19 protein-coding genes are annotated in these 22,481 nt (G+C 64.5%); 13 read left to right on the top strand and 6 right to left on the bottom strand.

Annotation, left to right across the window (positions count from 1 at the left end; all coding sequences use genetic code 11):
* Positions 1-74: 74 nt before the first annotated feature.
* On the bottom strand, positions 75-851 hold the full coding sequence (locus ABIB00_RS29120) for an SDR family oxidoreductase (RefSeq protein WP_247441456.1): 777 nt from the start codon (positions 849-851) through the stop codon (positions 75-77).
* 156 nt (positions 852-1,007) lie between these two features.
* Here ABIB00_RS29120 and ABIB00_RS29125 point away from each other — a divergent pair, with 156 nt between their 5' ends.
* Positions 1,008-2,081, top strand: a complete 1,074-nt coding sequence (locus tag ABIB00_RS29125; protein ID WP_247441458.1) for a tartrate dehydrogenase — start codon at positions 1,008-1,010, stop codon at positions 2,079-2,081.
* A 55-nt stretch (positions 2,082-2,136) separates the two neighbouring features.
* On the opposite strand, the gene ABIB00_RS29130 is transcribed toward ABIB00_RS29125, so the two are convergent.
* The 4 genes from ABIB00_RS29130 to ABIB00_RS29145 are packed head-to-tail and all read right to left on the bottom strand — an operon-like array spanning position 2,137 to position 6,346.
* Positions 2,137-3,210 (bottom strand): malate/lactate/ureidoglycolate dehydrogenase, encoded by a 1,074-nt coding sequence (locus ABIB00_RS29130; protein WP_247441460.1) that lies wholly within the window; start codon positions 3,208-3,210, stop codon positions 2,137-2,139.
* Positions 3,211-3,221: 11 nt separating this feature from the next.
* The gene (locus tag ABIB00_RS29135; RefSeq protein ID WP_247441462.1) at positions 3,222-4,133 is read right to left on the bottom strand and encodes an NAD(P)-dependent oxidoreductase; all 912 of its coding nucleotides are present in this window, start codon (positions 4,131-4,133) and stop codon (positions 3,222-3,224) included.
* Between the two features lie 12 nt (positions 4,134-4,145).
* On the bottom strand, positions 4,146-5,396 hold the full coding sequence (locus tag ABIB00_RS29140) for a Zn-dependent hydrolase (protein ID WP_354106712.1): 1,251 nt from the start codon (positions 5,394-5,396) through the stop codon (positions 4,146-4,148).
* A 32-nt stretch (positions 5,397-5,428) separates the two neighbouring features.
* Positions 5,429-6,346 carry a LysR family transcriptional regulator gene (locus tag ABIB00_RS29145; protein WP_247441466.1) on the bottom strand — a complete coding sequence of 306 codons (918 nt, stop codon included), beginning with the start codon at positions 6,344-6,346 and terminating at the stop codon, positions 5,429-5,431.
* 120 nt (positions 6,347-6,466) lie between these two features.
* On the opposite strand from ABIB00_RS29145, the gene ABIB00_RS29150 reads away from it, so the two are divergent.
* From ABIB00_RS29150 to ABIB00_RS29175, 6 genes are all read left to right on the top strand, one after another.
* The gene (locus ABIB00_RS29150; RefSeq protein WP_354106713.1) at positions 6,467-7,282 is read left to right on the top strand and encodes a putative hydro-lyase; all 816 of its coding nucleotides are present in this window, start codon (positions 6,467-6,469) and stop codon (positions 7,280-7,282) included.
* An 89-nt stretch (positions 7,283-7,371) separates the two neighbouring features.
* The gene (locus tag ABIB00_RS29155) at positions 7,372-8,616 is read left to right on the top strand and encodes an ABC transporter substrate-binding protein (RefSeq protein WP_354106714.1); all 1,245 of its coding nucleotides are present in this window, start codon (positions 7,372-7,374) and stop codon (positions 8,614-8,616) included.
* A 178-nt stretch (positions 8,617-8,794) separates the two neighbouring features.
* Complete coding sequence (locus ABIB00_RS29160; RefSeq protein WP_502917893.1) at positions 8,795-9,673, top strand: branched-chain amino acid ABC transporter permease; 879 nt, start codon at positions 8,795-8,797, stop codon at positions 9,671-9,673.
* Positions 9,673-10,656 (top strand): branched-chain amino acid ABC transporter permease, encoded by a 984-nt coding sequence (locus ABIB00_RS29165; protein ID WP_354106715.1) that lies wholly within the window; start codon positions 9,673-9,675, stop codon positions 10,654-10,656. Before ABIB00_RS29160 ends, ABIB00_RS29165 begins: the two co-directional genes overlap by 1 nt.
* The gene (locus ABIB00_RS29170; RefSeq protein WP_354106716.1) at positions 10,653-11,384 is read left to right on the top strand and encodes an ABC transporter ATP-binding protein; all 732 of its coding nucleotides are present in this window, start codon (positions 10,653-10,655) and stop codon (positions 11,382-11,384) included. Before ABIB00_RS29165 ends, ABIB00_RS29170 begins: the two co-directional genes overlap by 4 nt.
* Complete coding sequence (locus ABIB00_RS29175) at positions 11,368-12,072, top strand: ABC transporter ATP-binding protein (protein WP_247349760.1); 705 nt, start codon at positions 11,368-11,370, stop codon at positions 12,070-12,072. Before ABIB00_RS29170 ends, ABIB00_RS29175 begins: the two co-directional genes overlap by 17 nt.
* Before the next feature lie 132 nt (positions 12,073-12,204).
* Here the strand turns inward: ABIB00_RS29175 and otnC are convergent, their stop codons facing one another.
* Positions 12,205-12,909, bottom strand: a complete 705-nt coding sequence (gene otnC / locus ABIB00_RS29180) for a 3-oxo-tetronate 4-phosphate decarboxylase (RefSeq protein WP_247441476.1) — start codon at positions 12,907-12,909, stop codon at positions 12,205-12,207.
* Positions 12,910-13,004: 95 nt separating this feature from the next.
* Here otnC and ltnD point away from each other — a divergent pair, with 95 nt between their 5' ends.
* From ltnD to ABIB00_RS29210, 6 genes are all read left to right on the top strand, one after another.
* Entirely contained in the window at positions 13,005-13,931 is a 927-nt protein-coding gene (gene ltnD / locus ABIB00_RS29185) for an L-threonate dehydrogenase (RefSeq protein ID WP_502917894.1), read from the top strand.
* Between the two features lie 14 nt (positions 13,932-13,945).
* Complete coding sequence (gene otnI, locus ABIB00_RS29190; protein ID WP_247441480.1) at positions 13,946-14,728, top strand: 2-oxo-tetronate isomerase; 783 nt, start codon at positions 13,946-13,948, stop codon at positions 14,726-14,728.
* Positions 14,725-16,002, top strand: coding sequence for a 3-oxo-tetronate kinase (gene otnK, locus ABIB00_RS29195; RefSeq protein ID WP_354106718.1), 1,278 nt, complete (start codon positions 14,725-14,727; stop codon positions 16,000-16,002). The genes otnI and otnK overlap by 4 nt, the downstream gene beginning before the upstream one ends.
* Before the next feature lie 169 nt (positions 16,003-16,171).
* Positions 16,172-17,863 (top strand): methyl-accepting chemotaxis protein, encoded by a 1,692-nt coding sequence (locus ABIB00_RS29200; RefSeq protein ID WP_354106719.1) that lies wholly within the window; start codon positions 16,172-16,174, stop codon positions 17,861-17,863.
* Between the two features lie 245 nt (positions 17,864-18,108).
* Complete coding sequence (locus tag ABIB00_RS29205) at positions 18,109-21,288, top strand: efflux RND transporter permease subunit (protein WP_354106720.1); 3,180 nt, start codon at positions 18,109-18,111, stop codon at positions 21,286-21,288.
* On the top strand, positions 21,275-22,477 hold the full coding sequence (locus ABIB00_RS29210) for an efflux RND transporter periplasmic adaptor subunit (protein ID WP_354106721.1): 1,203 nt from the start codon (positions 21,275-21,277) through the stop codon (positions 22,475-22,477). The genes ABIB00_RS29205 and ABIB00_RS29210 overlap by 14 nt, the downstream gene beginning before the upstream one ends.
* The last annotated feature ends 4 nt before the right edge of the window (positions 22,478-22,481 follow it).

The raw sequence follows: 22,481 nt of genomic DNA on the forward strand, positions 1-22,481 counted from the left end.
AGCGCAGCGAAGCAATCCAGTCTGTCCGCGGAAAGATTCTGGATTGCTTCGCTACGCTCGCAATGACAGAAAACTCAACCCCATCCCGCGCTGATGCCGCCATCCACCGTATAGATGACGCCCGATGTATAGCCGGCGCGATCCGACGCCAGGAACGCCATGAGGTCGCCGATCTCGCGGGCATGCGCCGGCCTGCCGAGCGGCAGGCTCTTCTGGAATTCCTTGTAGCGGCTCTCGTCGCCGAACTGGTGCTTTGCCCGCGTCTTCAGCAGGGTGACGTGACGGTCGGTGCCGACCGGGCCGGGATTGATGCCGACCACGCGGATGTTGTCGGCGAGGCTCTTGCCCCCGAGCGCGCGGGTGAAGGCCATCAGCGCGGCATTGCCGGCGCTGCCGCAAATGTAGTTGGCGTCGAACTTCTCGCCGGCGGCGCCGATGTCGTTGACGATCACGCCGCCGCCCTTCGCCTTCATCTGCGCATAGATCATGCGCGTGAGGTTGATGTAGCCGAACACTTTCAATTCCCAGGCGTGCCGCCAGGTCGCCTCGTCGATCTTGTCGATGGAGCCGCCGGGAATGTCGCCTGCATTGTTGACGAGCACGTCGATGTCGGCGGCCTCCTTCGCCAGCCGCGCCAAATCCTCAGTCTTGCGCAGATCGACAATGCTCGTCGCGGCATCGATCTGATGGGCGGAGCGCAGGCGCTCGGCCAGCGCCTTGAGCTGATCGCCATTGCGGGCGGCGAGGAGGAGATGGCAGCCTTCCTCGGCAAAGGCCTCGGCGGCGGCTGCGCCGATGCCCTTGGACGCACCCGTGATCAGGACGCGCTTACCACGCAGATGCAGATCCATGGAAGTTACTCGCTCGGTGAGAACAGGATGAAATCAGTAGGCGGTTGGCCGCGCCATGGTCAACATTGCAGTGCAGCGTTGCACTGCCGCCGCGTTTGGTCCATTGCAGTGCGGTCAAAAAGGCGGCGGCTGCCGGACCAATCAAGGACGTTCTCGATGAGCAAGAAACAATACCGGATCGCGGTCATTCCCGGTGACGGCATCGGCAAGGAAGTGATGCCGGAGGGTCTGCGTGTTCTGGAGACCGCAGCGAAGAAGCACGGGGTGTCTCTTCATTTCGATCATTTCGACTTCTCGTCCTGGGACTATTACGAGAAGCACGGCCAGATGATGCCGGACGATTGGAAGGACAAGATCGGCAAGCACGATGCCATTTACTTCGGTGCGGTCGGCTGGCCGGCCAAGATTCCGGATCACGTCTCGCTGTGGGGTTCACTGATCAAATTCCGCCGCGAGTTCGATCAGTATGTGAATTTGCGTCCGGTGCGGCTGATGCCGGGCGTGCCGTCGCCGCTGGCAAATCGCAAGCCGGGCGAGATCGATTTCTGGGTGGTGCGCGAGAATACCGAAGGCGAATATTCGTCCGTCGGCGGCCGCATGTTCCCGGACACCGACCGCGAGTTCGTGACGCAGCAGACAGTGATGACCCGCATCGGCGTCGACCGCATCCTGAAATTCGCCTTCGAGCTCGCGCAGTCGCGGCCGAAGAAGCACCTGACCTCGGCGACCAAGTCGAACGGCATCTCCATCACCATGCCCTATTGGGACGAGCGCGTAGAGGCGATGGCCAAGAAGTTTCCGGGCGTGAAGTGGGACAAGTACCACATCGACATTTTGACGGCGAACTTCGTGCTGCATCCGGATTGGTTCGACGTCGTGGTCGGCTCCAATCTGTTCGGCGACATCCTGTCCGATCTCGGCCCCGCCTGCACCGGCACCATCGGCATCGCGCCGTCAGGCAACATCAACCCCGAGGGCAATTTCCCGTCGGTGTTCGAGCCGGTGCACGGCTCGGCGCCAGATATCGCGGGGCAGGGAATTGCGAACCCGATCGGTGCGATCTGGTCGGGCGCGATGATGCTCGAGCATCTCGGTGAGAAGGAAGCCGGCAAGTCGATTGTCGATGCGATCGAGCGCACGCTGGCCGAGCGCACGCTCCGCACCAAGGACCTGGGCGGCAATGCTGACACCACGGCTTGCGGCAAGGCAGTCGCGGAGATGGTGGATTAGTTCGATCCGCTAACCGCGGGGTGGCCGTCCCGGCCTTCGCCGGGACGACATGGAGCTACCCCGCGATCTTTTCGATCGCCGCCTGATCCAGCCCAAACTTCTTCCCGGCTTCCAGAATCTCCTGCCAGGTGGTCGGATCAACCGGAACCCCCTCCGCCAGACGCTTCTGCTTCGTCTCACGCTCAGGGTCGCCGGCGATCTTCACCTTGTCGACGCCGGGGGCCGGCGGCGAGCCAGTGTGCCAGGCGACGAAGCCCTCGACCTCGCGCGCCAGGTTCTCGCCGGTGCCGAGCTTGCCCGGGTCGATGATGATCGAGAGCATGCCGTTGAGGACGTTGTGCTTGCCGTCGGACGGGCCCTTGACCACCTGCCCGCCGGAGAGCGCGCCGCCGAGGATTTCGCACACCAGCGCGAGCCCCGAACCCTTGTGCTCGCCGAACGGCAGGATGGCGCCGTGCGGCGGGATCACGGTGTAGCGCGGATTGACGGTGGGCTTGCCTTCATTGTCGATGATGGTGCCGGGTTCGAGCTCGACGCCCTTGTTGTGGGCGACACGCGTCTTGCCCTGCGCGATCCTGCTGGTGGCGAAGTCGAGCACGATCGGCTCTTTGCCTCTGCGCGGGATGCCGACGCAGAAGGGGTTGGTGCCGTGGCGCGCATCGCTGCCGCCCCAGGGCGCCACGATCGGGCGCGAGATCACGTTGACGAAGTGAATCGATACCAGTCCGTGGCCGATGCACTGCTCGGCCCAGTGGCCGATGCGGCCGATGTGGTGCGAGTTCGACAGGCCGACGAGACACACGCCGTTGCGCTTGGCGCGCTCTGCCGCCAGCTCCATCGCTTCATGGCCGATCACCTGGCCGTAGCCGGTGAGGCCGTCGAGGGTGAGAAGCGGACCAGTGTCGAGCACGATCTTGACGTGCTGGTTCACGGCGAGGCCGCCCGTGGTGACGCTCTGGACGTAGCGCGGGATCATGCCGACGCCGTGCGAGTCATGTCCCCTGAGGTTGGCCTCGACGAGGTTCGTGGATACGAGCTCGGCCTCGCGGTCCGTGGAGCCGCCGGCCTTGACAATGGCGCGGACGACGTTGGTGAGCGGCTGTGCCTTGATGGTGCGATAGTCGGCCATTGTTATTGCTCTTATCCTTTCACGATCCGGCGGCAGTGGACCCACGCCGCTTCGATCAGGTTCTCACTTGCTTCCGGCGTGCGGAAGGCCGAGTGCGCCGACAGCGTCACGTTCGGAATCTTCGTCAGCGGATGATCGCCGGGCAGGGGTTCGATGTTGAAAACATCGAGGCCGGCATGGCGGATGTGGCCCGACTTCAGCGCGTCGATCATGGCGGTCTCGTCGACGACGGCGGCGCGGGCGGTGTTGATGAGGATGACCCCCGGCTTCATCTTCGCGATCATCTCGCGGGTGATCATGCCGCGGGTCTCGTCGTTGAGCAGCAGATGCAGCGACACGACATCGGCTCGCGCCAGCAATTTGTCGAGATCGGTGAATTCGACGCCCGGATGGCTCTTGGGCGAGCGGTTCCAGGCAATCACCTTCATGCCGCTGCCCGAGGCAATGCGTGCGACCTCGGCGGCGATGCCGCCGAAGCCGATCAGGCCGAGCGTCTTGCCGGTGAGCTGCATGCCATCCTCGCGCAGCCAGTTGCCGCCGCGCATCTCGCGATCCATCATCGCGATGACGCGGGCCGAGGCCCACATCAGCGCGATCGCGGATTCTGCGACCGCCGTGTCACCATAGCCCTTGATCAGGTGCACGGAGATGCCGAGCTCGGCGAGCTCTTCCGGATTCATGTAGCTGCGCGCACCGGTGCCGAGGAACACCACGTGCTTCAGCCCTGCGCACTTCTTCGCGACCTCGGTCGGCAGCGCGGTGTGATCGACGATCGCGATCTCGGCGCCGTCGAGGATCTCAGGATATTGCTCGGGCTTGATGTCGGGATCCCTGTGGATACGCACCTTGGGATCGCCCGGTTGCTCCAGCCGCTCCATGATCACGGCGAGAGCTTCATTGGCGTCGACGAAAACTCCGCGCATGGTTTTCTCCGGTCAGGACGCGACGCCGGCGATCGCCAGCACGGTGTGCATCAATACGTTGGTGCCGGCCGCGCAGTCGGGCTGCGTGGCGTCCTCCAGCTCGTTGTGGCTAATGCCGTCCTTGCAGGGCACGAACACCATCGCCGCCGGCATGACGGTATTGAGGTTGCAGGCGTCGTGGCCGGCGCCCGAGGTGATGCGGCGAGAGGAATAGCCGAGGGTCTTCGCTGCGTTCTCCACCGCTGCAATCAGCTTCGGATCGAAATGCGTCGGCGGCTTGCGCCAGACGAGGTCGATCTTGACCTCGACCTTGCGGCGCGTGGCGATCTCGGCAATGGCAGCGTGCAAATCGCGATCGAGCGCGTCCATGATCGCGCCATCGGCGCTGCGGCAATCCATGGTGAAGGCGATCTCGCCGGGAATGACATTGCGCGAGGGGTTTGCGATCACGGCCTCGCCGATGGTGCCGACAGCCTTCGGCCCGTGCTTGCTGGCGATGGCCTCCATTGCCAGCACGATCTCGGAGAGCGTGGCGAGTGCATCGCGCCGCAACGGCATCGGCGTCGATCCGGCATGGCTCTCGAAGCCGGTAATCTTGCCGTCGTACCAGAGCACGCCCTGGCCGGAATCGACCACGCCGATGGTCTTGCTCTCAGCCTCAAGGATCGGACCCTGCTCGATGTGCAACTCGACGAAGCAGCCGAGCTTCTGAAAGCCGACCGGCTTGTCGCCGCGATAGCCGATGCCGTCGAGTGCCTGCCCGACAGTGACGCCTTCGACGTCCTTGCGCGACAGGATGTCATCAGTGGTGAAGTCGCCGACATAGGCTGCGGAGGCCATCATCGCGGGGGCGAAGCGCGAGCCCTCTTCATTGGTCCAGTTGACGACGCAGATCGGCGCCTCGGTCTCGATGCCGGCGTCGTTCAGCGTACGGATCACTTCGAGCGCGCCGAGCGTTCCCAGAATGCCGTCATACTTGCCGCCGGTAGGCTGGGTGTCGAGATGCGAGCCGATGCCGACGGGCAGCTTCGACATGTCGCGGCCCTTGCGCAGGCCGAACTGCGAGCCGAGCGCATCGGTGTGCACCTCTAGGCCGGCGTCCTCGCAGGCCTTGCGGAACCAGTCGCGCACCTGCTTGTCTTCTGTGCTCAGCGTCAGCCGCCGCACGCCGCCCTTGGCCGTCGCGCCGAACTGCGCGGTCTCGTGGATGGAGCCCCAGAGGCGGGCGGAATCGATTTGCAAATTGGTGGCGGCTCGGCTCATGCGGTCAGTCTCTCATTTGTCCGGCGCCTGTTTCAATGACGCGCCGGCGCGGGCGCGTCAACTGCGAGGCTGCTCTGCGCAATCTGACATGCAAGCTCTGCGACGCGCTCCACCGCCACGACGTCGGGCGAGGCGAGCCAGCTCGCGGTAAATGTCAGCGGCGCGATTTCGAGATCGGTGTCGAGCAGTTGCAGCCGCCCGTCTGCAAGCTCGCTCTCGACGATGGCGTCGGGAATCACGGCGATGCCGAGGCCCTCGACCGCCATGTGGATGACGGTCGCGAGCGAGGCGGAGGCGTGCAGCCGGATCGGCGGCAGCTCCGGCCGGTCGAACACTTCGCGCACGACCTCGTAAGGCCGTGTCTTCCGTGGGAAGGTAATGATCGGAAACCGCGCCAGCTCAGCCCGCGTTACCGGTCCATGGCCGAGGCCGAGCGAGGGGCTGGCGAGAAAGCCGATCGGATAGTCGGCGAGGACGCGATTGTGCACCCCGGAGGCCGAGAGCGGACCGACGACGAAGGCAAGCTCGATCTCTTGCGCAAGCAGGCGCGCGGTGAGGTTTGGCGTGATGTCGACCTCGATCTCCAGCGAGAGGTTCGGATAGACCTCGTTCATGCTCTTCACGAGGCGGGGCAGCCAGGTGTGCACGATAGTTTCGGCAACGCCGAGACGCATCACACCGCGCATCGCCGAGCGGTCGCCGACCTCGGCCAACATCTGGGCGCGCAGGCCGATCAGTTTTTCCGCATACACCATCATCTGCCGGCCGCTCGGCGTCGGCGAAGCCACGCGATGATCGCGGTTGAGGAGCTTCACGCCCATCTCGCGCTCAAGCTGGGCGATTCGCTGGGAGATCGCCGGCTGGGTCGTGTTGAGCCTTGCTGCGGCGCCGCGGAAGCTGCCGAGCTTCACAACCCAGAGGAACGTCTCGATCGACCTGAAGTCCAGCATTGAAAGGATTTTCCCGATCGATAAACAAAATTTATCGAGAACGATTAGAAACGACGATTAGACTTTATAGCACGCTTGGTGTTGGCTTGTTTTTGTCGAGTTTATAGGCAGGTCGATCACATGACTGTTTTGGTGGCAGTGCAGCAAACTGAAACGCCCGACATGCTTCCGAGCCGCAAGGCGCGGCTTGCCTACCGCGAGGGTCTGGTCGCCTCGACCGCCGGCGTGGCTCCCGGCTTCGTCCAGGGCAATCTGGCGATCCTGCCGGCGGAATATGCCAGCGCCTTTCACCGCTTCTGCCAGCTCAATCCCAAGCCGTGCCCGATCATCGGGATGTCCGAGGTCGGCAGTCCGCACATCCCGGCGCTCGGAGCCGATCTCGATATCCGCACCGACGTGCCGCGCTATCGCGTCTGGCGCGACGGCGAGGTGGTCGACGAGCCGACCGATGTGAAGAAGCATTGGCGCGACGATCTCGTGACCTTCGTGCTCGGCTGCTCCTTTTCGTTCGAAGAGGCGCTGCTCGACGAGGGCATGCCGATCCGCCACATCGAGCACAATGTGCGGGTGCCGATGTATCGCACCAACATCGCCTGCGGCGAGTCCGGTCCCTTCGCCGGTCCCATGGTGGTGTCGATGCGTCCGTTCAAGCCGGCGGACGCGATCCGCGCGGTGCAGATCACCTCGCGCTATCCAGCCGTGCACGGCGCGCCCGTGCATCTCGGCCATCCGCATCTGATCGGTATCAAGGACATCGCCAAGCCCGATTACGGCGATCCGGTGCCGGTTGCCGACGACGAGATCCCGGTGTTCTGGGCCTGCGGCGTGACGCCGCAATCGGTCATCAACGCCGCGAAGGTGCCGTTCGCGATCACGCATTCGCCCGGCTTGATGCTGGTGACGGATATCAAGAACAGGACCATGGCCGTGATTTAGTGGGCAGCGTTTGCTGCTTCTTCGGGCTTTACCGCATCCACCAATCGTTTCATTCGATCAGTCGAAATTCAGTAACAGGGGACTTTGCCATGACGATAACTCGCCGCGACGTATTGTTGGGAGCTACCGCTACAGCCGCGCTGGTACCGCTGGCAGCGCGCGCGCAGACTTCCGAGGTCGTGATCGGCGTGATTTATCCGTTCTCGGGCGGCAGCGCGCAGCAGGGCGTCGACGCGCAGAAGGCCTATGAGACCGCGCTCGAGGTCATTAACAAGGACACCGATTTCGACCTGCCGCTGGCGAAGGGCGAGGGCCTGCCAGGTCTCGGCGGCGCAAAGGTCCGCCTCGTGTTTGCCGATCACCAGGCCGATCCGCAGAAGGGCCGCGCCGAAGCCGAGCGCCTGATCACGCAGGAGAAAGTCTCCGCCATCATCGGCACCTATCAGAGCGCGGTCGCCGTCACCGTCAGCCAGATCTGCGAGCGCTACCAGATCCCGTTCGTCTCCGCCGACAACTCCTCGCCCAGCCTGCATCGCCGCGGCCTGAAATATTACTTCCGCGCCGCGCCGCACGACGAGATGTACTCGGCCGCGATGTTCGACTTCTTCGATGCCTTGAAGAAGAAGGGCACCAAGATCGAGACGCTGTCGCTGTTCCACGAAGACACCATCTTCGGCACCGATTCCGGCAACGCCCAGGCCAAGATCGCCGGCGAGCGCGGCTACAAGATCGTCACCGACATCAAGTATCGCGCCAACTCGCCCTCGCTCTCGGCCGAGGTGCAGCAGCTCAAGAGCGCCAATGCCGACGTGCTGATGCCGTCGAGCTACACCACCGACGGTATCCTGCTGGTCAAGACCATGGCCGAGCTCGGTTACAAGCCGAACGCGATCGTGGCCCAGGACGCCGGCTTCTCGGAGAAGGCGCTCTATGACGCCGTCGGCGACAAGCTCGAAGGCGTGATCTCGCGCGGCACCTTCTCGCTCGACCTGGCGCAGAAGCGCCCGATGGTCGGCAAGATCAACGAGATGTTCAAGACGCGGTCGGGCAAGGATTTCAACGATCTCACCTCGCGCCAGTTCATGGGCCTGATCATCCTCGCCGACGCCATCAGCCGTGCCAAGTCGACGGACGGCGAGAAGATCCGCGACGCGCTGGCAGCCACGGACATCCCGGGTGAGCAGACCATCATGCCCTGGAAGCGCGTCAAGTTCGACGAGATGGGCCAGAACAACGACGCCGACCCGGTGCTGCTGCAATATGTCGGCGGCAAGTTCGTCACCATCTTCCCGCCGCAGGCCGCGATCGCCGAGGCGATCTGGCCGATGAAGTAAGATGTAGGAAAGCGGGAGCTCAGACGGTAGCTCCCGCCCTCATCCCTGCGCAACGGCGAAGCCGTTGTCGCTGGAGGAGCGGGCGCAGCCCGCGTCTCGAAGGACGAGGGCGGGCCCATCCTTCGAGACGCGCGCAGCGCGCTCCTCAGGATGAGGGCGTAATTCGGGGGACGGACTTTTGACAGCCCAAACCATTATCCAGAGTCTCGCGAGCGGCCTTCTCATGGGTCTGCTCTACGGACTGATCGCCGTCGGTCTCGCGCTGATCTTCGGCCTGATGGACGTCGTGAACTTCGCCCATGGCGAGTTCCTGATGATCGCAATGTATGTGAGCTTCTTCCTGTTCACGTTCTTCGCGATCGACCCCCTGCTGTCGGCGCCGCTGGTGGCTGCCGCGCTGTTCGTGTTCGGAGCTGTGGTCTATCTATTGGTCGTGCGCTTCGCCATGCGGGCCAAGGCCAATGCCGGCATGGTGCAGATCTTCTCGACCTTCGGCCTCGCCATCGTGATGCGCGGCCTCGCGCAGTTCTTTTTCACGCCGGACTATCGCAGCGTTCCGCATTCCTGGCTCGGCGGCAAGACGATCTCAATCGCCGGCATCTTCCTGCCCGAGCCGCAGCTGATGGGTGCGCTGGTCTCGATTGTGGCCTTTGCCGGGCTCTACTTCTTCATTCATCGCACCGATTTCGGCCGCGCGCTGGAGGCCACGCGTGAAGATCCCGGCGCGGTGGCCCTGGTCGGCATCGACAAGAACCGCGTGTTCGCGCTTGGCTGGGGACTTGGTGCCGCGCTGGTCGGCCTCGCCGGAGCGATCATGGCAAGCTTCTTCTATATCTATCCCGACGTCGGCGCGTCCTTTGCGCTGATCGCCTATGTTACGGTGGCGCTCGGCGGCTTCGGCAGCGTATTCGGCGCTTTCGCCGGCGGCATCATCGTTGGCCTCGTCGAAGCGACCACAGCCCTTGTGTTGCCGCCGTCGCTGAAATCGGTCGGCATCTACGCAGTCTACCTGCTGGTCGTCTTCATCCGGCCGCGCGGCCTGTTCGGGTCGATGTGATGGACAAGAATTTTGCCGTGCGGCGCCGCCGCGACCTCATCATCGCCGCGGTGCTGGCCGGGCTCGCTGCGCTCGCCCCGCTGTTCATCAAAGACGTCTACGTCCAGAACATCCTGATCCTGACCTTGATGTATGCGGCGCTGTCGCAGAGCTGGAACATTCTTTCCGGCTATTGCGGGCAGATTTCGCTGGGACACGCGCTTTATTTCGGGATCGGCGCCTACACCACCGAGCTCCTGTTCACCAAGTTCGGCGTGCTGCCCTGGTTCGGCATGCTCGCCGGCGGCGTGATTGCCGCCTTCATTGCGATGGGGCTCGGCTATCCCTTCTTCCGCCTGCGCGGCCATTACTTCGTGATCGCGACCATCGTCATCGCCGAGATCGGGCTGCTGCTGTTCCAGAACTGGGAATGGGCGGGGGCGGCGATGGGAATCACCATTCAGGTGCGCGGCGACAGCTGGCTGAAATTCCAGTTCATGCGCAGCAAGCTGCCGTACTTCTATTTCGCGCTGGTGCTGTGCAGCCTCGCCTGGCTCGTCACCTGGTGGCTGGAAGACTCCAAATGGGGCTTTTGGTGGCGCGCGGTGAAGGACAATCCGGAAGCGGCCGAAAGCCTTGGCGTCGTCGTGTTCAACTCCAAGATGGGCGCGGCTGCCGTCTCCGCTTTCCTCGTTGCCATCGGCGGCGCCTTCTATGCGCAATTTCTCGCCTATATCGATCCTGAGAGCGTCATGGGCTTCCAGTTCTCGCTGCTGATGGCGCTGCCGGCCGTGCTCGGTGGCATCGGTACTCTCTGGGGCCCGGTGCTTGGCGCGGCCATCCTGATCCCGATGACGGAGCTGACGCGCTCCTATATCGGCGGCTCCGGGCGCGGCGTCGATCTGATCGTCTATGGCGGGCTGATCGTGGCGATCTCGCTGGCTCTGCCGCAGGGGCTGGTCAGCCTGTTCTCCCGTTCTAAAGCGAAGGGAGCCTCGCGATGACCGCGCTCCTTGAAACCCGCGGCGTCTGGCAACGTTTTGGCGGCCTCGTCGCCAACAGCGACGTCTCGATTTCGGTCGGCCGCGGCGAGATCGTGGGCCTGATCGGCCCCAACGGTGCCGGCAAGTCGACGCTGTTCAATCTGATCGCCGGCGTGTTGCCGCCGACTCAAGGCTCGATCTGGTTCGACGGCGAGGACGTCACCAAGATGCCCGCGGCCGAGCGCTGTCAGCGCGGCGTCGGGCGCACGTTCCAGGTGGTCAAGAGCTTTGAGACCATGACTGTCATCGACAACGTCATCGTCGGTGCTCTCGTGCGTAACACCGTGATGCGAGTAGCGCGCCGCAAGGCGTATGAGGTGCTGGAGTTCACCGGCCTTGCCGCGCGTGCCGACGTGCTGGCGAGCGACCTCGTGCCGGCCGAGAAGCGCCGTCTCGAAGTCGCCCGTGCGCTGGCGACCGAACCGAAGCTGCTGCTGCTCGACGAAGTCCTCACCGGCCTCACGCCGACCGAGGCGCAGACCGGTGTCGCCCTGCTGCGCAAGGTGCGCGATGCCGGCATCACCGTGCTGATGGTCGAGCATGTCATGGAGATCGTGATGCCGCTGGTCGATCGCGCCATCGTGCTCGACCTCGGCAAGGTGCTGGTCGAGGGCAAGCCCACCGAGGTCGTCCGCGATCCCAAGGTGATCAGCGCTTATCTGGGAGATCGTCATGCTGTCGGTGCGTGAAGTCACGACCGCCTATCAGGGCCTGGTCGCGATCTCCGCGATCTCGATCGAAGTCCAGAAGGGCGAGATCGTCTGCGTCGCAGGCGCCAACGGCGCGGGCAAGTCGACGCTGCTGAAATCCATCGCCGGCGCCGAGCGCCCGCGCTCGGGCACCGTGACGTTTGACGGCAAGCGGCTCGACGGCATGGCGCAGCACCACATCACGGCCACCGGCATCGCCTACGTGCCGGAGAACCGCCGCCTGTTTCCGCGCCTCTCCGTGCGCGACAATCTGCGCCTCGGCAGTTATCTCTATCGCGGCGAGGCGGACCGCGAGAGCCCGCTCGATCTCGTCTTCAAGCTGTTCCCGCGCCTGTCCGAACGCCTCGAGCAGCGGGCCGAGACGCTCTCCGGCGGCGAGCAGCAAATGCTCGCGATCGGCCGCGCGCTGATGACGCGCCCGCGGCTGTTGATGCTGGACGAGCCGTCACAGGGCATCATGCCGAAGCTGGTCGATGAAATCTTCCAGGCCGTGAAGCGCATCCGCGATGCCGGCATGACCGTCTTGATCGTCGAGCAGCGCATGGCGGAGTGCCTTGAGATCGCCGACCGCGCGTACATCCTGCAAACCGGCCGCGTGCTGATGCAGGGCGCAGCAAGCGAGATCAGAGGCAATCCGGATGTGCGCAAGGCATATCTGGGGCTATAACTAGACAGCCACCACAATCTCTACCGTCATCCTGAGGTGCGCGCCCTTCGCGCGCCTCGAAGGGCCGCGAGCGCCTGTAGCCCATCCTTCGAGGCTTCACCTTGCGATGCATTGCATCACAAGGCTCGCGCCTCAGGATGACGGCGGAGTATGCGGTGAGCGCCCGTGCTCATGCCCATGCTCCGGCAGCTTCACCCCGAACACTTTCACCAGATCCTCCACCTGCTCCGGCGACAGATAGCGCGGGTTCATCCCGCGCAGCAGCAGATACAGCTTCGCCGTCTCCTCCAGCTCCTCCGTCGCGAACACCGCGGCCTCCAGCGTGTCGCCTGATACCACCGGGCCGTGATTGGCGAGCAGCACGGATGAATATTTCCCCGCCAGCCCCTTGATCGCGTCAGCCACCGCGGGATCGCCGGGGCGGTAATAGGGCACGAGCGCGGTGGCGCCGCATTTCATCAGATAATAGGCCGTCATCGGCGGCAGCACGGCACGCGGATCGACCTCGGGGAGCATCGACAGCGCGACGGAATGGGTAGAATGCAGATGCACGATTGCCCTTGCGCTCCCGCGCGTGGCGTAGAGCGCAGTGTGCAGCGGAACTTCCTTGGTCGGCGCATCGCCCGAAACCAGCCGGCCCTGCTCGTCCAGCCGCGACAGTTTTGCGGGATCGAGAAAGCCGAGCGAGGCGTTGGTCGGCGTCACCAGCCAGCCGCCGCCGTCCAGCCTGACGCTGATATTGCCGGAGGAGCCGGGTGTCAGCCCGCGCTCGAACAGGGACCGTCCGAAGCGGCAAATGTCTTCGCGCAGCCGTGTCTCGTTGCTCATGGCCGTCATGTCTGTTTGTCTCACGCTTTGGCAGCGCGGCCAAGCCGTGTTATTCGGTTGCCAAGCTGCCGCAAAGGGCGGCCGTCCGGGAAACGTTCGCAAGGATGAGTTGCATGTCCGCCTCCACGTCACAGAATCAGCGCATCGCCGTCGTCGGGCTCGGCTCGATGGGGTTTGGCATGGCGACCTCGCTAAAACGCGCCGGTCATATCGTCACCGGCTGCGACGTCTCGGCCGATGCGGTGGCGCGTTTCGTGACGGACGGCGGCGCAGGCGCCAAGACGCCGGCCGAAGCTGCCAAGGACGCCGATATCGTCGTCAGTGTCGTCGTCAATGCCGCGCAGACCGAGACCATCCTGTTCGGCAAGGACGGCGTCGCCGAAGCCATGCCCATGGACAGCGTCTTCCTGTCGTCCGCGACCATGGATCCCGACGTGGCGCGGCGCCTTGCCAAGCAATTGGAAGCGACCGGCCGGCACTATCTGGATGCGCCGATCTCCGGCGGGGCGCAGCGCGCCGCGCAAGGCGAACTGACGATTCTCGCCTCCGGCAGTCCGGCTGCGTTTGAGAAAGCGCGGCCCGCGCTCGATGCCATGGCCGCAAAGCTCTACGAGCTTGGCGATGCCGCCGGCCAAGGCGCCGCCTTCAAGATGATCAACCAGTTGCTGGCCGGCGTGCATATCGCCGCCGCCAGCGAGGCGATCGCATTCGCGGCCAAGCAGGGCCTCGACATCCGCAAGGTCTATGAGGTGATCACGGCGTCCGCCGGAAATTCCTGGATGTTCGAGAACCGCATGCCGCACGTTCTGGATGGCGACTACACGCCGAAGAGCGCGGTCGAGATCTTCGTCAAGGACCTCGGCATCATCCAGGACATGGCGCGCAGCGCCAGATTCCCGGTGCCGGTCTCCGCTGCCGCGCTCCAGATGTTCTTGATGACGGCAGCCGCCGGCATGGGCCGCGACGACGACGCGTCGGTGGCGCGGATGTATGCGCAGGTCACCGGCGTCAAGCTGCCCGGCGACAAGTAGACAAGAGGACTCCAATGCCCCGTTTTGCCGCCAATCTCTCGATGATGTTCACCGAGGTGCCGTTCCTCGACCGCTTCGATGCCGCAGCCCAAGCCGGCTTCACTGCCGTCGAGTTTCTCTTTCCCTACGAGCATCCGGCCGAAGCGGTCGGCGAGCGGCTCAAGCGCAATGGCCTGACGCAGGCGCTGTTCAACCTGCCGCCGGGCGACTGGAATGCCGGCGAGAAGGGTTTTGCCGCACTCCCCTCGCGCTTCGCCGAGCTCAAGCAAAGCCTGGAGACCGCGCTGCCTTACGCCAAGGCGACCGGCGTCAAGCGGCTGCATTTGATGGCCGGCATCGCCAACCGTGGCGAGCGCGTCGCCATCGAGGCGTTCTACAAATCGGTGGCGTGGGCCGCCGAGTTCTTTGCGCCGCACGGCATCGACATCGTGCTCGAGCCGATCAATGCGCGCAATGTACCCGGCTACTTCCTCAATGATTTCGGTTTCGCGCGCGACCTGATCGACGAGTTGAGGATTTCGAACCTGAAGCTCCAGTTCGATATCTATCACTGCCAGATCATCCATGGCGACGTCACGATGCGGCTGCGCGAGATGATGCCGATCATCGGCCACGTCCAGATCGCCAGCATCCCCTCGCGCAACGAGCCTGACGGCGAGGAGCTGAACTATCCGTTCCTGTTCACTGAACTCGACCGGCTCGGCTACACCGGATTCGTCGGCTGTGAATATAATCCGCGCGGCAAGACCACGGACGGTCTAGCCTGGTTCCAGCCCTATGCCGGAGTGAAGCCGTGACACTTGCATTGGGCTGCATCGCCGACGACTACACCGGCGCCTCCGATCTCGCCAACACGCTGACACGCGCGGGCCTGCGCACCGTCCAGACCATCGGCGTACCCGCGGACGATCTCGCGCTGCCCGAGGTGGACGCCGTCGTGGTGTCCTTGAAGAGCCGCTCGATCGAAGCCGGTCTTGCCGTATCGCGCTCGCGCGCGGCGGAGACATGGCTGCGCAGCCGCGGCGCGAGCCATGTGCTGTTCAAGATCTGCTCTACTTTCGATTCCACGGATGCCGGCAATATCGGCCCGGTGATGGACGCGCTGCGCGCCGATGGCGGCGAGTCGGTGGTGCTGGTGACGCCGGCCTTCCCGGAAACCGGCCGCACCGTCTACCAGGGCAATCTGTTCGTCGGCGCCGTGCCGCTGAACGAGAGCCCGCTGAAGGACCATCCGCTCAACCCGATGCACGATTCCAATCTGGTGCGCGTTCTGGCGCGCCAGAGCGGGACGCAGATCGGCCTCGTCGACCTCGCCACGGTCACCCGCGGCGAAGATGCCGTGCGGGCGCGGCTGGCCGAGCTCGCCGGCAAGGGCGTTGGCGCGGCGATCATCGACGCCGTCTTCGACCGCGACCTCGAGGCCATCGGCCTCGTCGCTGCCGAACACCGGCTGTCGGTCGGTGCCTCCGGCATCGGCCTTGGCCTGGCGCGCGCGCTGGTCTCGACAGGCAAGGTCAAATCGGCAGCGGCCAGCAGCGACGCGGGCGCCGCCGTCGGCGGACCCGCGGCCTGCCTTGCCGGAAGCTGCTCGCAGGCGACGCTTCAGCAGATCGCGAATGCCGAGCGCGTCATGCCGGTGCTACATCTCGATCCGGACCGTATTACTACGGGCGAGGACGAGGCGCAGCGTGCGCTGGCCTGGGCGAAGCCGCGACTCGCCGACGGTCCGGTCCTGATTGCATCGAGCTCGACGCCGGATCAGGTCGCAGCGCTCCAGGCGCGCCACGGCCGCGACGCGGCTGGTCACGCCATCGAGCAGGCCATGGCCGATATCGCCGAGGGGCTGGTGCATGCCGGCGTCAAGCGCCTGGTCGTTGCCGGCGGGGAGACATCGGGCGCCGTGGTCGACCGGCTAAAGATTCCTGGATTTCTCGTCGGAGTAGAGATCGCGGCGGGCGTCCCGGTGCTGCGCGCGGTCGGTGCTGAAAAAGGCGACATGTTGCTTGCTTTGAAGTCCGGAAATTTCGGCGGCGCGGCGTTTTTCACGGACGCGCTTGGGCTCATGCGCTGAGCGCAGGGCATTTTTAGCGTCATGTTCACTTGTTTCGGGCTTCCGTACTCGTACGGAGTCGTAATTAACGTCTGCTCAGGTGCTCTGGTGTTGGATGTCGGTGCTGCTCCCTTTGGTTGATTCGTAGAACTTCCGGACGCCCGCCGCGCCAGCACAAAGAGACCCGATTATGCTCGCCACCATTTCCATCCGCGCCAAGATCATCAGTGTCGTGGCGTTCCTGCTGGTCGCAATGACCGGCATGGGTCTGCTCGCCGTCATGAAGATGCAGTCGATGAATGCCAATACGGTCGACATCACCACGAGCTGGCTGCCGAGCGTGCGGGTGCTCGGCGATCTGCGCGCCGGCGTGATCACCTACCGCAACGTGATCCGCGAGCACATGCTGTCGGAGACTCTCGAAGAGAAGCTCGCGTCGGAGAAGACGCTGGCGACGGTGGTCGAGGCCAACACCAAGTTCCGTCAGGTCTACGAGCCCATGATTACTTCGCCTGAAGAGCGGGCGATGTACGGCGAGTGGTCCAAGCTGTGGGACGAGTACAAGAAGGGCACCCAGGAAGTCATGGCGCTATCGCGCAAGGAAGCCGGCAAGGTTCCGCACGAGGCGCATGAGCTGAACGCCAAGACCGTCAACAAGATCGGGCTGCAAGCCGATGAGGTCTTGCGCAAGGACATCGAGCTGAACACCAAGGGCGGCGAACAGGCCGCCCAGGACGCCGCCGACAGCTATTCCTTTGCTTTCATGCTGGTCTCGATCATTCTCGGCGCTGCAGTCGTCATCGGCACCGGCGTCGGCTTCTATCTCGTCCATGACGTATCGAGCGGCATCAACTCGATCACCGAGCCGATGCAGGCGCTTGGCAAGGGCGAGCTTTCCGCGGAAGTCCCGCATCGCGGCGAGAAGACGGAAATCGGTGCCATGGCCGACGTGCTCCAGATCTTCAAGGAAGCGCTGATCGCCAAGAAGTCCGCCGACGAGGCCGCGGCCGCCGATGCCGAAGCCAAGATCGAGCGCGGCCGCCGCGTCGACAACGTCACCCGCGAATTCGAAACCATGATCGGCGAGATCGTGCAGACCGTGTCGTCGGCCTCGACCCAGCTCGAAGCCTCGGCCTCGACGCTGACCTCGACCGCCGACCGCTCGCAGCGGCTGGCGACCACGGTTGCCGCCGCTTCGGAAGAAGCCTCGACCAACGTGCAGTCGGTGGCCTCGGCGACCGAGGAGATGGCTTCATCGGTGGGCGAGATCAGCCGTCAGGTGCAGGAATCGGCGCGGATGGCGGGCGATGCCGTCGGCCAGGCCCGCGCCACCACCGAGCGCGTCAGCGAGCTCTCAAAGGCTGCCTCGCGCATTGGCGACGTCGTCGAGCTGATCAACACCATCGCCGGCCAGACCAACCTTCTGGCGCTGAACGCGACCATCGAAGCCGCCCGTGCCGGCGAAGCCGGCCGCGGCTTCGCCGTGGTGGCCTCCGAGGTGAAGGCGCTCGCAGAACAGACCGCGAAGGCGACCGGCGAGATCGGCCAGCAGATCGCCGGCATCCAGGCGGCGACCAACGACTCGGTCGGCGCCATCAAGGAGATCTCCTCGACCATCGAGCGTTTGTCGGAGATCTCCTCGGCGATTGCGGCCGCGGTGGAAGAGCAGGGCGCTGCGACCCAGGAAATCGCCCGCAACGTCCAGCAGGCCGCCCAGGGCACCCAGCAGGTTTCGTCCAACATCACCGACGTGCAGCGCGGCGCGACCGAAACCGGCTCGGCATCCTCGCAGGTGCTGTCGGCAGCGCAGATGCTGTCCAACGACTCGGGCCGGCTCAAGACCGAGGTCAGCAAGTTCCTGACCAACGTTCGCGCGGCGTAGGCCGGGCAGGCACGGAATTCCTGAAAGCGGCGTCTTCGGGCGCCGCTTTTTCACGCGCAGGAAAGCGGCTTCTGTCATCTTTCGGGCGCGAGCTGCATATCTGGAATGCTGTTTCGCAGTGCAATAGCGCGGAATTGACCGCACGTGACGCAGCGTCGTTGGCCATTTGGGCGGTCTTCAGGTAAATCAGCCATGGAACCCGCGGGGGCGGTGTTTCCTGTCCCTGATTTGGAATTGCCTGGCGAATGATTGCTCTGGTTCGTATTGCCCTGAGCCGGCCCTACACGTTTGTCGTGCTCGCGCTCCTGCTTCTGATCATCGGCCCGCTGGCGGCGCTGCGGACGCCGACCGACATCTTTCCGGACATCCGCATCCCCGTGATCGGCGTGGTCTGGCAGTACACCGGCCTGCCGCCCGACCAGATGTCCGGCCGCATCACGACGCCATTCCAGCGCGCGCTGACCACGACGGTCAACGACATCGAGCACATCACCGCCAACTCCTACAACGGCTTTGGCATTATCAAGATATTCTTCCAGCCGAACGTCGATATCCGCACCGCCAACGCGCAGGTCACGGCGATCTCGCAGACGCTGATCAAGCAGATGCCGCCGGGCGCGACGCCGCCCTTGATCCTGAACTACTCCGCCTCGACCGTGCCGATCATCCAGGTGGCGCTGTCGGGTGACGGCCTCACCGAGCAGAATCTCGCCGATATCGGCATCAACCAGCTTCGTACGCCGCTGGTCACCGTGCCGGGCGCAGCGATCCCCTATCCGTTCGGCGGCAAGCAGCGTCAAGTCCAGATTGATCTCGACCCGACCGCGCTCCAGGCCCGCGGCCTGTCCGGCCAGGACGTCGCCAACGCGCTCGCGGCCCAGAACCTGATCACGCCGGTTGGCACTCAGAAGATCGGCCAGTTCGAGTACATCATCCAGCTCAACAACTCGCCGCTGAAAATCGACGAGCTCGGCAATCTGCCGATCCGGACCGTCAACGGTGCGATGGTCTATGTGCGCGACGTCGCGACCGTGCGCGACGGCAATCCGCCGCAGACCAACATCGTCCATGTCGACGGCAACCGCTCAGTGCTGATGATGGTGCTGAAGGCGGGCGCGACCTCGACGCTCGACATCATCGCGGGCATCAAGCAGAAGGTGATCGACGTCAAGGATCAGCTGCCAGACGCGCTCAAGATCGGCTTCATCGGCGATCAATCGGTGTTCGTCCGCGGCGCCATCGAAGGCGTCGCGTTCGAAGGCGTGATCGCGGCGCTGCTCACCAGCGTCATGATCCTGCTGTTCCTCGGCAGCTGGCGCTCGACCGTCATCATCGCGGTCTCGATCCCGCTCTCCGTGCTCGGCGCCATCATCATGCTGTCGGCGATCGGCGAGACGCTGAACATCATGACGCTCGGCGGCCTGGCGCTCGCGGTCGGCATCCTCGTCGACGACGCCACCGTGACCATCGAGAACATCAACTACCATCTGGAGCAGGGCAAGCCGGTCGAGCAGTCGATCCTCGACGGCGCCAACCAGATCGTGACGCCGGCCTTCGTCTCGCTGCTCTGCATCTGCATCGTGTTCGTGCCGATGTTCTTCCTCACCGGCGTGGCGCGCTTCCTGTTCGTGCCGATGGCGGAAGCGGTGATGTTCGCGATGATCTGGTCGTTCCTGCTGTCGCGCACGCTCGTGCCGACCATGGCCAATTATCTGTTGCAGCCACATGTGCATCACGAGGGCGCGCCGCCGAAGTCGCGCAATCCGCTGGTGTGGTTGCAGCGCGGCTTCGAGGCTCGTTTCGAACGCATTCGCGGCGGGTACCACAACTTCCTCGGGCTCGCGCTCGCGCACCGTCCGGTGTTCGTGATCGGCTTCCTCTGCGTGGTCGGCGCGTCCTTCGCGCTGGTGCCGTTCCTCGGGCGCAATTTCTTCCCTGCGGTCGATGCCGGCAACATCCTGATGCACGTCCGCACCCAGGTCGGCACCCGCGTCGAGGAAACCGCCAACCAGCTCGCCGACGTGCAGAAGGCGATCCGCAAGCTGATCCCGAGCGAGATCGAAACGCTGACCGACAACATCGGCATGCCAATCTCCGGCATCAACATGACCTACAACAACACCGGCGTGATCGGCCCGCAGGACGGCGACATCCAGATCAAGCTGAAAGAGGGTCACAGGCCGACCGAGGAACATGTGCGTGTGCTGCGTGAGCAACTGCCGCGGCTGTTCCCCGGCGTCAGCTTCGCCTTCCTGCCCGCCGACATCGTCAGCCAGATTCTGAACTTCGGTGCGCCGGCGCCAATCGACCTCCAGATCCGCGGCGCCAATCTCAGCGCCAACTTTGCCTACGCCAGCACGCTCCTGGCCAAGGTGCGGCGGATTCCCGGCGTCGCGGATGCGCGCATCCAGCAGTCGCCGAACAATCCGACCTTCAACATCGATGTCGATCGCACCCGCGCGCAATATGTCGGCCTGACCGAGCGTGACGTCACCAATAGTCTCGTGGTCAACCTTGCCGGCTCCTCGCAGGTGGCGCCGACCTACTACCTCAATCCGGATAACGGCGTGTCCTATTCGATCGTGATGCAGACGCCGCAATACCAGATGGATTCGCTCAGCGCGCTGCAGACGTTGCCGATCACGGCCGCCGGCAATTCGCAGTCGCCGATCCTGGGCGGCATTGCCGACATCAAGCGTTCGACGTCGAGCGCGGTGGTCTCGCAATACGACATCCAGTCGATGGTGCAGATCTTCGCCACGACCTCGGGCCGTGATCTCGGTGCGGTTGCCGTCGACATCCGGCAGGCGATCGCCGACTCCGCAAAGGAGGTGCCGAAAGGTTCTTCCGTGGTGCTGCTCGGCCAGGTGCAGACCATGAACAGCGCCTTCACCGGCCTCTTGTTCGGCCTGCTCGGGGCGATCGTGCTGATCTACTTCCTGATCGTCGTGAACTTCCAGTCCTGGTCCGATCCTTTCGTGATCATCACGGCGCTGCCGGCCGCGCTCGCCGGCATCGTCTGGATGCTGTTCGCGACCGAAACGACGCTGTCGGTGCCGGCGCTGACCGGCGCCATCATGTGCATGGGCGTCGCCACCGCCAACAGCGTGCTCGTGATCTCATTCGCCCGCGAGCGCTACGAGGAGCTTGGCGATCCCATCGCAGCCGCGCTCGAAGCCGGCTTCGTCCGGTTCCGCCCGGTGCTGATGACTGCACTCGCCATGATCATCGGCATGGCGCCGATGGCCTTGGGGCTGGGCGAGGGCGGCGAGCAGAATGCGCCGCTCGGCCGCGCCGTGATCGGCGGCCTGATCTTTGCGACCTTCGCCACCCTGATGTTTGTTCCCGTGGTGTTCAGTATGGTACACAAGAAGCAAGGCGCCAAAGCCGCCGCCTCCCTGGAGACCCCGCATGTCGCCCACTGAACCCCGCTCCCCGGTATCGCACCGGAAACTGGGCATTTTTGGCGTGGTGGCGCTGATTGCGGCAGGCCTCGTGGTCGGCACCGGCATTCGCGCGCGCGAGGAGCAGGGCTCCAAGCTGAAGGAGTGGACCGACGAACAGGCCGTTCCCAGCGTCGCGGTGACGCTACCCAACGCCAAGGCCCTCCATGCCAACCTCGATCTGCCGGGCCGGTTGGAAGCCTATTCCCGCGCACCGATTTTCGCGCGCGTATCGGGTTACCTGAAGAGCTGGAGCGCCGACATCGGCGCGCGCGTCAAGGCCGGTCAGGTGATCGCCGAGATCGAGGCGCCCGACCTCGATCAGCAGCTCTTGCAGGCCCGCGCCGACCTCGCCAGCCAACAGGCCAGCGCCAGGCTGTCGGAGGCGACGCTCAACCGCCGCAAGACGCTGGTCGCCTCCAACTTCGTCTCGGCGCAGGAAATCGACGAGCGCACCGCCGATCTCTCCAACAAGAACGCCGCCGTGCATTCGGGGCAGGCCAACGTCGAGCGGCTTGAGGCGCTCGCAGGCTATAAGAAGATCACCGTGCCATTCGACGGCGTCGTCACCGCGCGCGATACCGACGTCGGAGCGCTGATCAACGCGGGCGGCGGCTCGGGGCCGGCGATGTTCGTGGTTTCCGACATCACCAAGCTGCGCGTCTACGTCAACGTTCCCCAAAACTACGTGCCCGCGATCAAAATGGGCGCCAAGGCCAGCATCGTGCTGCCGGAGTATCCGAACCGGACCTTCCAGGCCACCGTGGAGGCTTCTTCGCAAGCCGTCGACGTCGCCTCCGGCACGACGCGCATGCAGCTTGGTCTCGACAATTCCTCGGGCGAGCTGATGCCCGGCGGCTACGCCAGCGTCAAGCTCAGCCTGCAGCGCGACTCGGCGCCGCTCAGCATTCCCGCCAGCGCGCTGATCTTCAACAGCAGCGGCCTGCGCGTCGCGACTGTCGGTGTCGACGACAAGGTCCTGTTCAAGCCCGTGACCATCGCCCGCGACCTCGGCCGCGAGATCGAACTCGCCTCAGGAATTGCAGCGGATGACCGCGTCATCGCCGCACCACCGGATGGCCTGTCCGACGGCGACCTGGTCCGCGTGACCGGCGCCGGCGCCAAGGGCAAGCCGGCGACGGCGTCGGAGAAGCAGGCGCCGAAGGGGTAGGGGG

Origin of the sequence: Bradyrhizobium sp. LB14.3 (assembly GCF_040547985.1) — a bacterium.
Classification (GTDB): Bacteria; Pseudomonadota; Alphaproteobacteria; order Rhizobiales; family Xanthobacteraceae; genus Bradyrhizobium.

What these genes read in the sequence shown, in the direction of transcription:
- ABIB00_RS29120 (WP_247441456.1), bottom strand. Translation starts at nt 851, where the DNA reads ATGGATCTGCATCTGCGTGGTAAGCGCGTCCTGATCACGGGTGCGTCC.
- ABIB00_RS29125 (WP_247441458.1), top strand. Translation starts at nt 1,008, where the DNA reads ATGAGCAAGAAACAATACCGGATCGCGGTCATTCCCGGTGACGGCATC.
- ABIB00_RS29130 (WP_247441460.1), bottom strand. Translation starts at nt 3,210, where the DNA reads ATGGCCGACTATCGCACCATCAAGGCACAGCCGCTCACCAACGTCGTC.
- ABIB00_RS29135 (WP_247441462.1), bottom strand. Translation starts at nt 4,133, where the DNA reads ATGCGCGGAGTTTTCGTCGACGCCAATGAAGCTCTCGCCGTGATCATG.
- ABIB00_RS29140 (WP_354106712.1), bottom strand. Translation starts at nt 5,396, where the DNA reads ATGAGCCGAGCCGCCACCAATTTGCAAATCGATTCCGCCCGCCTCTGG.
- ABIB00_RS29145 (WP_247441466.1), bottom strand. Translation starts at nt 6,346, where the DNA reads ATGCTGGACTTCAGGTCGATCGAGACGTTCCTCTGGGTTGTGAAGCTC.
- ABIB00_RS29150 (WP_354106713.1), top strand. Translation starts at nt 6,467, where the DNA reads ATGACTGTTTTGGTGGCAGTGCAGCAAACTGAAACGCCCGACATGCTT.
- ABIB00_RS29155 (WP_354106714.1), top strand. Translation starts at nt 7,372, where the DNA reads ATGACGATAACTCGCCGCGACGTATTGTTGGGAGCTACCGCTACAGCC.
- ABIB00_RS29165 (WP_354106715.1), top strand. Translation starts at nt 9,673, where the DNA reads ATGGACAAGAATTTTGCCGTGCGGCGCCGCCGCGACCTCATCATCGCC.
- ABIB00_RS29170 (WP_354106716.1), top strand. Translation starts at nt 10,653, where the DNA reads ATGACCGCGCTCCTTGAAACCCGCGGCGTCTGGCAACGTTTTGGCGGC.
- ABIB00_RS29175 (WP_247349760.1), top strand. Translation starts at nt 11,368, where the DNA reads ATGCTGTCGGTGCGTGAAGTCACGACCGCCTATCAGGGCCTGGTCGCG.
- otnC (WP_247441476.1), bottom strand. Translation starts at nt 12,909, where the DNA reads ATGACGGCCATGAGCAACGAGACACGGCTGCGCGAAGACATTTGCCGC.
- ltnD (WP_502917894.1), top strand. Translation starts at nt 13,005, where the DNA reads ATGAGTTGCATGTCCGCCTCCACGTCACAGAATCAGCGCATCGCCGTC.
- otnI (WP_247441480.1), top strand. Translation starts at nt 13,946, where the DNA reads ATGCCCCGTTTTGCCGCCAATCTCTCGATGATGTTCACCGAGGTGCCG.
- ABIB00_RS29200 (WP_354106719.1), top strand. Translation starts at nt 16,172, where the DNA reads ATGCTCGCCACCATTTCCATCCGCGCCAAGATCATCAGTGTCGTGGCG.
- ABIB00_RS29205 (WP_354106720.1), top strand. Translation starts at nt 18,109, where the DNA reads ATGATTGCTCTGGTTCGTATTGCCCTGAGCCGGCCCTACACGTTTGTC.
- ABIB00_RS29210 (WP_354106721.1), top strand. Translation starts at nt 21,275, where the DNA reads ATGTCGCCCACTGAACCCCGCTCCCCGGTATCGCACCGGAAACTGGGC.